7 protein-coding genes are annotated in these 12,962 nt (G+C 70.6%); 5 read left to right on the top strand and 2 right to left on the bottom strand.

The genetic code is table 11. From position 1 onward, the window contains the following. The first annotated feature begins 220 nt into the window (after positions 1–220). The 4 genes from GHC57_RS01915 to GHC57_RS01900 all read left to right on the top strand — a co-directional run bounded on the left by GHC57_RS01915 (position 221) and on the right by GHC57_RS01900 (position 9,592). Positions 221–1,789, top strand: a complete 1,569-nt coding sequence (locus tag GHC57_RS01915) for an ATP-binding cassette domain-containing protein (RefSeq protein WP_153340564.1) — start codon at positions 221–223, stop codon at positions 1,787–1,789. A 153-nt stretch (positions 1,790–1,942) separates the two neighbouring features. Then, the gene (locus GHC57_RS01910; protein WP_153340562.1) at positions 1,943–2,929 is read left to right on the top strand and encodes a transcriptional regulator GcvA; all 987 of its coding nucleotides are present in this window, start codon (positions 1,943–1,945) and stop codon (positions 2,927–2,929) included. A gap of 117 nt (positions 2,930–3,046) precedes the next feature. Beyond that, on the top strand, positions 3,047–6,937 hold the full coding sequence (cobN, locus tag GHC57_RS01905; RefSeq protein ID WP_153340654.1) for a cobaltochelatase subunit CobN: 3,891 nt from the start codon (positions 3,047–3,049) through the stop codon (positions 6,935–6,937). A gap of 141 nt (positions 6,938–7,078) precedes the next feature. Next, complete coding sequence (locus GHC57_RS01900; RefSeq protein ID WP_246152065.1) at positions 7,079–9,592, top strand: glycogen/starch/alpha-glucan phosphorylase; 2,514 nt, start codon at positions 7,079–7,081, stop codon at positions 9,590–9,592. On the opposite strand, the gene GHC57_RS01895 is transcribed toward GHC57_RS01900, so the two are convergent. Together GHC57_RS01895 and GHC57_RS01890 are read right to left on the bottom strand one after the other, a co-directional pair. Beyond that, a complete protein-coding gene (locus tag GHC57_RS01895; RefSeq protein ID WP_153340560.1) occupies positions 9,593–10,366 on the bottom strand; it encodes a sulfite exporter TauE/SafE family protein in 774 nt (257 codons plus the stop codon). Next, entirely contained in the window at positions 10,363–11,595 is a 1,233-nt protein-coding gene (locus GHC57_RS01890) for an MFS transporter (protein WP_170294623.1), read from the bottom strand. The genes GHC57_RS01895 and GHC57_RS01890 overlap by 4 nt, the downstream gene beginning before the upstream one ends. A 224-nt stretch (positions 11,596–11,819) precedes the next feature. Here GHC57_RS01890 and GHC57_RS01885 point away from each other — a divergent pair, with 224 nt between their 5' ends. Continuing rightward, complete coding sequence (locus GHC57_RS01885) at positions 11,820–12,929, top strand: hypothetical protein (protein ID WP_153340556.1); 1,110 nt, start codon at positions 11,820–11,822, stop codon at positions 12,927–12,929. The last annotated feature ends 33 nt before the right edge of the window (positions 12,930–12,962 follow it).

The following is a 12,962-nucleotide window of genomic DNA, read 5'->3' as shown; positions in this document are numbered from 1 at the left end:
TTTCGATCCCCCGGGGGGCTTCCCTCGGGGGATCGTGCGTTCATGACCGCCCGGTCCATGGCGGGACGTCACGCGCCGGCCCCGCGACGTGGTGCAGGCGATGAACCACGCCGCGCCGGGTTTTCGCCGGTCGGGATCAAGACGCTTGCCTCCGGCCGCGGGGGCGGGGAGTCTGGCGGCCATTCGCCGTCCCGTCCGTTGACCGCAAAGGCCCCGTTCCGTGCTCGACCCCGCGTCTCCGGCCGCGCCGCCGGTTCTTCGTGTCGCCGACCTGACCCTGTGCACCCCGGACGGCCGCCCCCTGCTGGAACGGGTGGCCCTGACCCTCCGGGCCGGCGAGATCGTGGTGCTGACCGGGCCCTCCGGCTGCGGCAAGAGCACCCTGCTGCGCGTGCTGGCGGGGCTCGGCCGGCCCGGGGACGTCGCCGCCGGCACCGCCGTCACGCCGACGGGCGCCCCCGTCGATCTGGCCGCCGCACCCGAAACGGCCCGCTTCGGCGCGCTGGTGTTTCAGAGCCTCGGCCTGTTTGAGGATCTGACGGTGGCCGAAAACCTGGCCATCGTGGCGGACCACGACGGCTCGGATAAGACCGCGACACCGGGCAGCGGGGAGTCGGCCGCCGTCGCCGAGGCCCTGCTGGCGGGGCTGCCGCGCGACCGCTCGCCGCGTCTGTTGAGCGGTGGACAACAGCAGCGGGTCGCCATCGCCCGCACGGTTCTGTCCGATCGCCCGGTGCTGCTGTTCGATGAACCCAACGCGGGCCTGGATGCCGCCGCCGGGCGCGATCTGGCGGGTCTGATCGCGCGCGTGGCTCGCGAGACCGGGCGCGGCGTCCTGATCGTCGCCCACCACCTGGAGCCGTTCCTGCCCTACGCCGGGCAGGTGCTGTTCATGGACCCGGCATCGCGCATGCTGGAGTCCCTGCCGGCCGACCGGGCGGTGATCGAGGCCCGGCTGCTGGCCGCCGCGGCGGTGGGCCGCGCCGCGACCACCGAAGACCCGCCGCCGATGCCGACGCCGTCGCTGTCAGAAGAGTCGCCCGAGCGGCCGCAAGACCCCCGGTCGGTCCGGCGGCGCTGGCTGTGGCGCTATCTCAGGAACTATCTGTGGAGTCTGGCCCTTTGCCCGGCCGCGCTGGCCTACATGGGACTGGCCGCGCTGCTGGTGGGGTTCGTGACCACCTGGTTCACGATCCAGACCATGCCCTATCGCACCGTGCTGTCGCCGCTGATCCTGAATGATCTGCTCTCGGCCATGGGCGCGTTGCAGTTCCGGGTGATGGTGCCCCTGCTGACGGCGATCCTGCTGGCGTCGCGCGCCGGGGCCATCGTGGCCGCCGACATGGGGCACCGGGTCCATGCCTCGCAGATCCTGGCCATGCGCAATCTCGGCGTGCCGGACCGGCTGTACCTGAGGGGGGCGATCACGATCACGGTGGTCGCCGCCGCGCTGGGGTTCTCCGTCGTCCTGTTCGGCCTGTCGGCGCTGACCTCGGAACGCACCTTCAACATGCTGCTGTATCCCGACGAGTCCATATCGCGCTGGTGGGAGCACTTCTTCGCCCAGCTCGTGGACGAGGATCGCTGGATCCCGCGCGGGCTCGGCTGGCTGCTGCTCAAGATGACCCTGAGCGGGCTGGTGATCGCCGGGGCCAGCCTGCGCGCCGGCCTGTCGCCCAAGCAGACCGGGCTCGACATCAACGACGGCATCTCCACGGCCGTGACCACGGCCCTGGGTGGCGTGCTGATCGTGCACGCCCTGGTCGCCATGGTCGAGTTCGGGCTGTAACGGTCGCCACGCGCGCGGCGCATGAATTTCCCCGGGGCGAGCCGCAAGCCGATTTCATGTGTCCGGCCGGGGAAAGGGCTCCGCCGAAGCGGGCGGCTCGCGTACACTTGGAGGCCGCCGCGCGCCTCCCCACCAGGACATCAGAGCCCCGCCATGCAGCCCGGTCGCCTGCCGCCCCTGAACGCCCTGCGTGCCTTCGCGGCCGCCGCCCGCCACCTGTCGTTCACCCGCGCCGCCGAGGATCTGCATGTCACCCAGGCGGCCGTGAGCCATCAGGTCAAGGCGCTGGAGGACTATCTGGGTGTGCCGCTGTTCCGGCGCGGCACCCGGGCGATTCACCTGACGGAAGCGGGGCAGCGCTACGCGCGCAAGGTCCAGGACGCCTTCCGGGCCCTCCACGAGGCGACCGACGCCCTGCTCGCGCAGCAGGATTCGGGGCGGCTGGTGGTCACCGCCATGACCAGCTTCGCGGCCAAGTGGCTGATCCCGCGTCTGGGCGACTTCCTGTCGGGGCATCCGGAGATCGAGTTGCGGCTGGAAACCGGCATGGACGTGGTGGACCTGCTGGGCGGCGAGGCCGATGTAGCGCTCCGTCTGGGAACGGGCCCCTATCCCGATCTTCATGCCGAAGTGCTGATGCGCGACGAGGTGTTTCCCGTCTGTGCTCCGGCGCTGCTGGGCGGGACGCATCCCCTGCGTGAGCCGGCCGATCTGGCGCATCACGTGCTGCTGCAGGACGGCGGGCTGGACTGGGGCGTGTGGCTGAAGGCGGCCGGCGTCACCGGCGGCATCGATCCCTATCACGGTCCCGGGTTCCTGGATTCCACCATGAGCATCCAGGCGGCGGTGGCCGGTCACGGCGTGCTGCTGGGGCGCACCGTCCTGATCGCGGACGAACTGGCGTCGGGGCGGCTGGTGGCGCCGTTTGATCTGGGGATCGAGAGTGCGTTCGCCTATTGGTTCCTGTGCGCGCCGGACCGGCTGGCGGGGCCGCGCGTGGAGGCCTTCCGGTCCTGGATCCGGGCGCAGACGGCGGCGGCCGGCCTGGTCTGTCCGGTCTCGCGGGTGCTGACGGCGGAGGAGGCGCCCGGGGTGGTCTACAACGCGCACTTCGGGCGGGCGTCGCAGGGAGGGGGCTGACCCCGACCGAGTCCGGAGGCCGGTCCAGCAGCCGCACCAACCGCGCGCGCCGGCGCAGGCGAAGTCGCACGCGACAGGGCGTGACCGGCGCGCCCGTTGCCCTTACTCTCCCGCGCCATGCATCTGCTCGCCGCCACACCGGGCGTGGTCAGCGATGGCAGCGAGGCCGTGGACCTGGGCCAGGACCCCGCTGATGTTGTCATCCTGACTGCCGCCGACACCGAAATCGCCGGCCTGTCCGCCGCCCGCGCGCGGCTGGGGCCGGGCGCGCCGTCGCTGCGCCTCGCCAACCTGACGCGGCTGGGGCACAACTACTCGGTGGACCTGTACGCCGACGCCGTGCTCCGCCACGCCCGCCTGATCGTGGTGCGCCTGCTGGGCGGGCGGGCCTACTGGCCTTACGGCGTGGAGACCATCGTTGCCCTGGCGCGGGAGACCGGCGCGCGGGTGGCCCTGCTGCCCGGCGATGCCAACCCGGATCCGGATCTGGCCGAGGCGTCCAACGTGCCCGCGTCCGACCTGCACCGGCTGTGGCAGTACCTGGTCCATGGCGGCGTGGACAACGCCGAACACCTGCTGCGCCGCTGCGCCGACCTGCTGGAGACGCCCGGCTTCGCGGACTGGCGCGAGCCCACGCCGCTGCCGCCGGCCGGGCGGCACGGCCCGGCGCCCGCCGGTGACCGGCCGGTGGCGGCGCTGGTGTTCTACCGCGCCCTTGCCCAGGCGGGCGACATGGCGGTGGTGGAGGCCCTGCACGCGGCCCTGGCGGCTGAGGGCCTGGACGTGCTGGCCGTCCACGTCACCAGCCTGAAGGATCCCGTCGCGGCGGCTCTGCTGTCCGAACTGCTGGCGGAGACCCCGCCCGCCGTGATCCTGAACCTGACCGGCTTCGCGGTGGCGACCGGGCATCGGGTGCAGGACAGCCCGTTCGCCGCCCACGATGTGCCGGTGCTGCAAGCCGCGCTGGCCAGTTCTTCCGCTGAAAGCTGGCGCGAGGGAGCCCACGGCCTGATCGCGCGCGACATCGCCATGTCGGTGACCCTGCCGGAGGTGGACGGGCGGGTGTTCACCCGCGCCGTTTCGTTCAAGGGGCTGCACCGTTGGGACGAGGCCGCCCAGGTGGATGTGACCGGCCATGTGCCGGAGCCGGACCGCGTGGCCTTCGTTGCGGCCCTGTGTGCGCGCTGGGTGGCGGTGCGCCGGACGCCGCCGGGTGAGCGCCGGGTGGCCCTGATGCTGGCCAACTACCCCAACAAGGACGGCCGCCTGGGCAACGGCGTCGGCCTCGACACCCCGGCCGGCACGGTGGAGGTGCTGCGGGCGCTGGCGACGGCGGGCTATCGGGTGGAGGGCCTGCCGGCGGATGGGGCCGCTCTCATGGACGCCCTGAAGGCGGGCCCCACCAATGCCCTGGAGGCCCGGGCGGCGCGCACGGTCCGGGTGGTGCTGCCGCTGGAGACCTACCGGGCCGCCCTCGACCGGCTTCCGGAGGCCGCACGCGCGGAGGTGTCGGCGCGCTGGGGCGATCCGGCCGACGATCCGTCCTATCTGGCGGACCGGGGCGGGTTTGCGCTGTCCATGATGGTGCTGGGGCATGTGGCGGTCGGCATCCAGCCGGCGCGCGGTTATCACATCGACCCGGTGACCAGCTACCACGACCCGGCGCTGGTGCCGCCGCACGGTTATCTGGCGGTCTACATCTGGATCCGGGAGGTGTTCGGCGCCCATGCCGTGGTCCATATGGGCAAGCACGGCAACATGGAGTGGCTGCCCGGCAAGAGCCTGGCCCTGTCGGAGTCCTGCTGGCCGGAGGCCGTGTTCGGTCCGCTGCCGCACCTCTATCCCTTCATCGTCAACGACCCGGGTGAGGGCACCCAGGCCAAACGTCGCGCCCAGGCGGTCATCGTCGATCACCTGACGCCGCCGCTGACCCGCGCGGAGAGCTACGGCCCCCTGCGCGACCTGGAACGGCTGGTGGACGAGTACCACGAGGCCGCCGGCGTGGACCCGCGCCGGCTGGTGGTGTTGCGCGAGGAGATCCTCTCGCTGGCGGAATCCAGCGGGCTGGCGGCGGACCTGGGCCTGCCGCCGCCGCGCGACCTGCGCGCGGAGGAGGGTGCGTCCGAGGCCCTGGCGGCGCTGGATAACCATCTGTGCGAGCTGAAGGAACTGCAGATCCGCGACGGCCTGCACGTGTTCGGCGTTTCGCCCGAGGGCGATCAGCGCACCGACCTGCTGGTGGCGCTGGCGCGCCCGCCGCGCGGCGACCGGCCGGAGCAGGCGTCGTTGACCCGGGCGCTGGCGCAGGATCTGTGTTTGTGGATCGCCCCGGGGACGGACGGGCCGGTTGGGGACATGGATGAGCGGGTTCTCTTCGATCCCTTGGAGACCGGCGACCTGGGGCGCCCGTGGACCGGCCCGCGCCCGGCGGTGTTGGCGGATCTGTGCCGGACGGGGGTTGAACCCCCGTCCGGAACGGTCCCGGGCGGAGGTGAAACCTCCGCCCGGCAGGAGGGGCGTCCCCGGACCGGCCCGCGCCCGGCCGGAATGGACGACGTGATGGCTGATCCCTGGCGGACGGCCGGGGACACGGTGGAGCGGCTGGAAGCGCTGGCCCGCGCCCTGGTCTCGGGGGCGATGGACCCCGATCCGGCCTGGACCGCCACCCGCGCCGTCCTGGACCATGTGCGTGACCGGCTGGCGCCCGCCGTCGAGGCCTGCGGGCGGGCCGAGATCGCCGGCCTGCTGGCCGGACTGGACGGCCGCTTCGTGCCGCCCGGCCCGTCCGGCGCGCCGACGCGGGGCAAGCCGGAGGTGCTGCCCACGGGCCGCAACTTCTTTTCGGTGGACAGCCGCCGCGTGCCCACCCCGGCCGCCTGGACGCTGGGCTGGCGCTCGGCGTCGCTGCTGATCGAGCGCCACGTGATGGATCATGGCGACTGGCCGCGCGCCGTCGCCCTGTCCGCCTGGGGCACGGCCAACATGCGCACCGGCGGCGAAGACATCGCCCAGGCGCTGGCGCTGATGGGCGCCCGGCCGCGTTGGGAGCCCACCTCCGGCCGCGTGATCGGGTTCGAGATCCTGCCGCTGTCGGTGCTGGACCGGCCGCGCGTGGATGTGACCCTGCGCATCTCCGGCTTCTTCCGCGATGCCTTCCCGGCCCAGGTCGATCTGGTGGACTCGGCCGCGCGCGCCGTTGCCGCGCTGGAGGACGAGGGCGAGGACATGAACCCGCTCGCCGCCCGCGTGCGCGCCGAGAGTGCGCGCCTGGAGCGGGAGGGCGCGGCCCCCGACGAAGCCCGCCGCCGCGCCGGCCACCGGGTGTTCGGCTCGCGTCCCGGGGCCTACGGGGCCGGTCTCCAGGCGCTGATCGATGAGCAGGGGTGGGAGACGGACGCCGATCTGGCCGCCGCCTACGTGGCCTGGGGCGGCTATGCCTACGGCGACGGCGCGGCCGGGCAGGGAGCGCGCGACCTGCTGGAGTCGCGCCTGTCGCAGGTGGACGCGGTGTTGCACAACCAGGACAACCGCGAGCACGATCTGCTTGATTCCGATGACTATTATCAGTTCGAGGGCGGCTTGACGGCGGCCGTCCGCACGCTGTCGGGGCGGCAGCCGGCGGTCTATCATTCGGACCACAGCCGCCCGGAAAGCCCGCGTGTGCGCACCCTGGATGAGGAGATCGCCCGCGTCGTACGCGCCCGCGCCGCCAACCCGAAGTGGATCCGGGGCGTCATGCGGCACGACTACAAGGGTGCGTTCGAGATCGCGGCCACGGTGGACTACCTGTTCGCCTTCGCCGCCACCGCCCGGTGCGTGAAGAGCCACCACTTCGACTTGCTGTTCGACGCCTACCTGGAGGACCCCGAGGTGCGGGACTTCATGGCCGACGTGAACCCGGACGCCCTGCGCGAGATGGCCGCCCGCTTCCAGGAGGCCCTGGACCGGGGCCTGTGGACCCCCCGGCGCAACGACACCGGCCCGCGTCTGGCCAGCCTGTTGACCTGAGTCGGCGAGCGTCCGCCGCTCTCTCCGAGTCGCGCATCCGCCATTTGCCGCACCGGCCCTTTTTCGGCTGTTTACGGGGCTTTAGAGGAGTATTGTTGGAACCGCGTGCAAGGGCTGTGCTGCAGCGGGAAAGGATCGGCCATGGCGGACTCGGTGATGACTCAGGGCGGCTCCATCCTGGATGCCGATGCACCCGTGGCCAAGGAATCCGAGGTCGATGCCCTCAAGCGGCGCCTGCACAAGCACTTGCGGCACTCGCTCGGCAAGGGGGCGGTCGGCAGCACGGCCCTGGACTGGTACATGGCCCTGGCCCTGTCCACCCGGGACCTGATGGTCGAGACCTGGATGGACAGCACCCACCGGGCCTATGCCAACGACGCCAAGCGGGTCTACTACCTCTCCATGGAGTTCCTGGTCGGCCGTTCCCTGACCGCCAACCTGCTGGCCACCGGCTCGCTGGGTCTGGCCCGCCAGACCCTGACCGACATGGGGCTGGACTTCGACGCCATCCTGGACCAGGAGCCCGAGGCCGCGCTGGGCAACGGCGGCCTGGGCCGGTTGGCGGCCTGCCTGATGGAGAGCATGACCACGCTGGGGATCCCGGCCTACGGCTACGGGATCTACTACGACTACGGCATGTTCTCGCAATACATCGACGGCGGCCAGCAGGTGGAGATGCCGGAACGCTGGCTGCGCCATGGCAACGTGTGGGCCTTCGACCGCTCGGATGTCACCCTGCCGGTGCGGTTCTACGGCCGCACGGAAGACGCGCTCGACGTCCGCAACCACAAGGTCCGGCGCTGGCTGGACGGCGAGGAGGTGTTCGCCGAGGCCCATGACCTGCTGGTGGCCGGGCACGGCTGCTGGACCGTCAATTCCATCCGGCTGTGGTCCGCCCAGGCCAGCCGCGAGTTCGACCTGCGGCGCTTCAATCAGGGCGACTACATCAACGCCGTGGCGGAACAGAGCTTCTCCGAGAGCCTGTCGCACGTGCTGTACCCAGACGACTCCACCAGCATGGGCAAGGAACTTCGGCTGAAGCAGGAGTATTTCTTCGTCGCCGCCTCGCTGGCGGACATCGTGCGCCGCTTCCGGTCCATCCACGACGACTTCACCAAGTTCCCGCAGAAGGTGGCGATCCAGCTCAACGACACCCATCCGGCGCTCGCCGTGCCGGAGCTGATGCGCATCCTGATCGACGCGCACGGCATCGGCTGGGACGAGGCCTGGTCCATCTGCAACGGCACCTTCAGCTACACCAACCACACCCTGCTGCCGGAGGCGCTGGAGACCTGGCCCGTCGGGCTGATCGGCCACATGCTGCCCCGGCACATGGAGATCATCTACGAGATCAACCATCACTTCCTGGAAGGCGTGCGCCACCGCGCCACGCAGCCGGACGACACCCGCGTCGGGCGGCTGTCGATGATCGACGAGGCGGGCGAACGGCGGGTGCGCATGTCGCATCTGGCCTTCGTGGCGAGCCACCGCGTGAATGGGGTCGCGGCCCTGCACACGGACCTGATGCGAGCCGGCATCTTCGGCGATCTGCACCGCGAGTTCCCGGACCGCATCGTCAACAAGACCAACGGCATCACGCCGCGCCGCTGGCTGCAGGCGGCCAACCGGCCGCTGACGGCGCTCATCACGCGCCACCTGGGGGACCGCTTCGTCGCCCATCTGGACGACCTGCGCGGGCTGGTGCCGCTGGCCGAGGATGCCGCCTTCCGCGAGGAATTCCGCGCCGTCAAGCGCACCAACAAGGAGGCCTTGTGCCGCTACGTCGATGCCCGGCTGGGCGTCGAGCTGGACCCGAACAGCCTGTTCGATGTGCAGGTCAAGCGCATCCACGAATACAAGCGCCAGTTGCTCAATGTGATGCACGTCATCACGCTGTACAACCGGATCCGAGAGGGGCGGGCGGACGATCAGCCGCCGCGCACGGTGCTGCTCGCCGGCAAGGCCGCCCCCGGGTACCACATGGCCAAGCTCATCATCCGCCTGATCCACGATGTGGCGCGGGTCATCAACGCCGATCCCCTGGTGGGCGAACGGCTGCGGCTGGTGTTCGTGCCGGACTACAACGTCTCGGTCGCCGAGCGCATCATGCCGGCCGCCGATCTCTCCGAGCAGATCTCCACCGCCGGAACGGAGGCCTCGGGCACCGGCAACATGAAACTCGCCCTGAACGGCGCGCTGACCATCGGCACGCGGGACGGCGCCAACGTGGAGATCGGCGAGGAGGTGGGGGAGGAGAACATCTTCTTCTTCGGTCTGACCGCCGACAAGGCCGAGGTGCTGCGCACCAAGGGCGGGCACGACCCGTGGCAGTACTACACGGGCGATCCGGAATTGCACATGGTTCTGGACATGATCGGGCAGGGGGCGTTCAGCCCGGCCGAGCCGGACCGCTACCGGGCCATCGTCGATACCCTGACCCGGCACGGCGACTATTACCTGTTGCTCGCGGATTACGCGGACTACATCGCCTGTCAGGAGCGGGTCGGGCTGGCCTATCGGGACGACGAGGCGTGGAGCCGCAAGGCCATCCTCAACGTCGCCCGCATGGGCCGGTTCTCAAGCGACGTGACGGTGAGCGAGTACGCCCGGGAGATCTGGCGCGTGCCGGTGCGGGACGATCCGGCGGGGATGTAACTAAACCACGGCGACCACGATCAGTCGCGCGCCCGAGACCAGCAGACCGGCCATGATGAGGCGCCGGAAGGCGCGGTCGTCCACCCGGCGGCGCACCCAGCGGCCGAGCGGATAGCCGGCCAGCAGGATCGGCGCCAGCGGCAGCGACGCGATGAACAGGGGCAGGGTCAGCGTGTCGGTCGCGCCGAAGGCGATCAGCATCATGACGTTGGTCACCGACCACAGCGTCCCGATGGCGGCCACATAGGTGGCGCGGTCCAGCCGCAACGCCGTCATGTACATAATGACCGGCGGGCCGAAGATCGTGGTCGTGCCCGCCAGCAGGCCCGTGACGGCCCCCAGAAGCGCGCCGGCGACCTTCTCCTGACCGGGGCGCAGGTGCAGGCGCGGCAGGCGCTCGCTCAGCAGCGAGACCGTCACCACCACCACGCCCAGCACCAGCAGGATGGCGTCCGTGGGCACGCTGGCCAGGATCACGGCCCCCAGGCCCAGGCACAGGGCCTTGGCCAGCAGCAGCGGCCAGAACCGGGCCAGGATCTCCCGCACCCGGCCGCCCTCGCGCATCATCAGCAGGTTGCCCGCGAAGGCGGGCACGACGACCAGCGCGATGGCGTCCTTGACCGGCAGCACCAGCGTCAGGATGGAGATCACCACGATCGGCACGCCGAACCCGATGGCCCCCTTGATGACGCCCGCCAGCAGGAACGCGATCCCGACCGCGCCCCATTGCACGAGGGTGTAGTCGGGCAGCGGCAGGTCCGCGAGCGGGATCATGGACCGGGCGTCCCGTGGCGCTGGCGGGCGTGCCAGATCAGGGCCGTGCCGGTCAGCGCGAACAGGCCGATGGCGGGGAAGGTCACCGCATAGCCGCCCAGCACCGGCACCAGGGCCGAGAACAGGGCAGGCCCGACCGCGACGCCGCCGAAGGTGAAGAACAGCGACCCGCCGGTGGCCATCCCCACTTGCCCGGGTGGGCACAGGCGCGCGACCTCGGCCAGGAACACCCCGTTCCAGCCGATGGCGGAGATGCCGAACAGGGTGAGCAGGGCGGCAATCGCCCCGGTGGGCCACGCCGGGGTCATGAACCCGGTGGCGACGGCGCAGCCCAGCGAGATCAGGCCGATCAGCGCCAGGGTGAGTATGCCGCCCTTCAGGCGGTCCGCGAGCCAGCCCCAGAACACGCGCCCCAGCGCGCCGGCCACCTGGGCGACCGAGGCCACCATGCCGGCCAGCACCAGCGAGCGGTCCAGGCCCTCCACCAGCAGCGTGACCATGAATGTCGTCAGCGACAGTTGCACGGCGGCGAAGCAGAACGTCATCAGCGACACGGCGCGCAGCCCCGGATGACGCCACACCAGGGCGAGCCCGGCCAGCGGCGTCCCCCGGCGGCGCGCGCCGGGCGTGCGGTCGTCGTCCCAGGCGGGCCGGGCGGCCTGCAGCAGCACGGCCATCGTCAGCGCCAGCGCGGCCGACACCGCAAGGCCCGTCTGCCATCCCTGGGTCAGGGCCACCGCCGGCAGCAGCAGGCCCGCCAGCACGCCACCCAGCGGAACCCCCGTCTGCTTGAGCGAAAAGATCAGGTTGCGCCGATGCGGCGGCGAGAAGCGGAACAGCACGTGCGACGACGCCGGGTTGGTCATGCCGTAGCCCCAGCCGATCAGCGCGGATGCCGGCACCAGCGCCCACAGCGTGCCGGTGGCCCCCAGCGCGCAGCCCGCGCCGGCGAAAAGAAGCGCGAACTGGCTGGTCCGCCCGGCGCCGTGACGGGTCACCACGCCGCCCGCCAGCACGGCGGAGACCGCCCCGCACAGGTAGACCAGGCTCATCTGATAGCCCACCGACTCGGGCGGCACGCCCAGCGCGCGGGTCATCTCCGGCCCCAGCGTGGCCACGGTCAGGGTGGCGAGCGTCACCAGCGCCTGGACCAGGGTGGTGGCGGCGACGATGACGGGCAGGCTGCGCGCGGCGGCGGCGGGGGCGGGCGGAACGGTGGTGTCAGGCACGGAACGGCTTTCTGTGGGGCAAAGGGGGAGCCTGTCATAAAGCACGGAGGCCCATCGGGGAAAGCCTGACGGACCCGCTGCGCTATGACCAATGGGGAGGTGCGGCGTGTCACAAGGGCAATTCCCCAGAGGGCGACCCTGTGCTATAGTCCATCCGTTGGAGTGTATGCGCGGCGGCGATCCGCCGCGCGGCGCCGCTGCATCACACTGAGGGAAGAAGACCCATGGTAAGCGCGCTTTCGGGATCCGGCACCATATCCCTGCTGAACGGGACGGCCTCGCTGACCGGCGGGGCCAACAAAACGTCGCTCATGATGACGCGGATCGGCGAGCGCATGTTTGAAACCATGCGCAAGCAGACCGACCAGGTCAACGCGGCCTTTGACGCGCGGATCGAATCGCTGTCGGCGCGTCAGGGCACCATCGCCGGGCGGGCGCGCGATGCCAGCCGCATCCTGGATGGCGTGGAAAAGTCCGAAGAGCAGATCACCGAGATCAAGGGCTACCTGCGCGACCTGAAAACCATCGTGGCGAAGGCGGTCAAAAACCCGTCGGCCTCGGATTTTTATTCCGAGCAGTTCAACGCGAAGATCACCGAGATCAACCGCGCCGCCAACCGCTATTCCGGTGATTTCAATCTGATCGGCCGTCCCAACGACCTGACCCTGTTGCCCGACAAGAAGACCGTGCAGGTCTCCGACTTCGGCGGCAACCTGGAGCTTCAGGCCAAGTACGCCGGCACCTCGTTCAACATCAAGGGCACGGGCGACAGCGCGGGTCTGTTCTACCAGAACAAGTCCACCTCCAATGTCATGTACAAGGTGGAGCGCATCGGCAACGATGATTCGCTGTCGGTGGTCGGCCACGACCAGGGCCGCATTTCCAATCTGGTGGTGGGCGATGATGGCTCCATCAGCTTCGACGTGGACGGCGGGGCGAGCAGTTTTACCGGCACCCTGCAGAAGGGCGGGCTGGAGATCATGCCGTCCTGGTTCTACGGCGATCTGTCGGACGCCACGGGCACGGACGACGCCATGACGGCCATCCGCAAGGCGGAGAAGCTGTTGCAGGACGCGTCGTTTTCGGTGACCCAGGTCAAGATCCAGGTCGAGCCCAAGTTGCGCCGACTGGAGCAGGACAAGCAGGAGCTTCTGGACGAGATGTCGAAGGCCTCCGGCGAGCAGTACCGCAAGGTGGCCGAGATCGAGGACGAAACCCGCGCCCAGTACAATGCCATCGAATCCAGCCTGAACTCCCAGGCCAGCGCGCTGTCGGGCTATCAGTCCATTCTGGCGTCCGGCACATCGGGCAAGTTCGTCAACACGCTCGGGTAACAGACGCTGCACCGAGATGGTGCGATGCCACAC

Origin of the sequence: Roseospira navarrensis (assembly GCF_009601025.1) — a bacterium.
GTDB classification, from domain to species: domain Bacteria; phylum Pseudomonadota; class Alphaproteobacteria; order Rhodospirillales; family Rhodospirillaceae; genus Rhodospira; species Rhodospira navarrensis.
The sequence above is the reverse complement of the archived record's forward strand: the minus strand, read 5'-3'. Positions and strand labels throughout refer to the sequence as shown.

Excerpts from the sequence above, each read along its gene's own strand:
- GHC57_RS01895 (WP_153340560.1), bottom strand. The coding sequence starts at position 10,366 with ATGATCCCGCTCGCGGACCTGCCGCTGCCCGACTACACCCTCGTGCAA.
- cobN (WP_153340654.1), top strand. The coding sequence starts at position 3,047 with ATGCATCTGCTCGCCGCCACACCGGGCGTGGTCAGCGATGGCAGCGAG.
- GHC57_RS01885 (WP_153340556.1), top strand. The coding sequence starts at position 11,820 with ATGGTAAGCGCGCTTTCGGGATCCGGCACCATATCCCTGCTGAACGGG.
- GHC57_RS01900 (WP_246152065.1), top strand. The coding sequence starts at position 7,079 with ATGGCGGACTCGGTGATGACTCAGGGCGGCTCCATCCTGGATGCCGAT.
- GHC57_RS01910 (WP_153340562.1), top strand. The coding sequence starts at position 1,943 with ATGCAGCCCGGTCGCCTGCCGCCCCTGAACGCCCTGCGTGCCTTCGCG.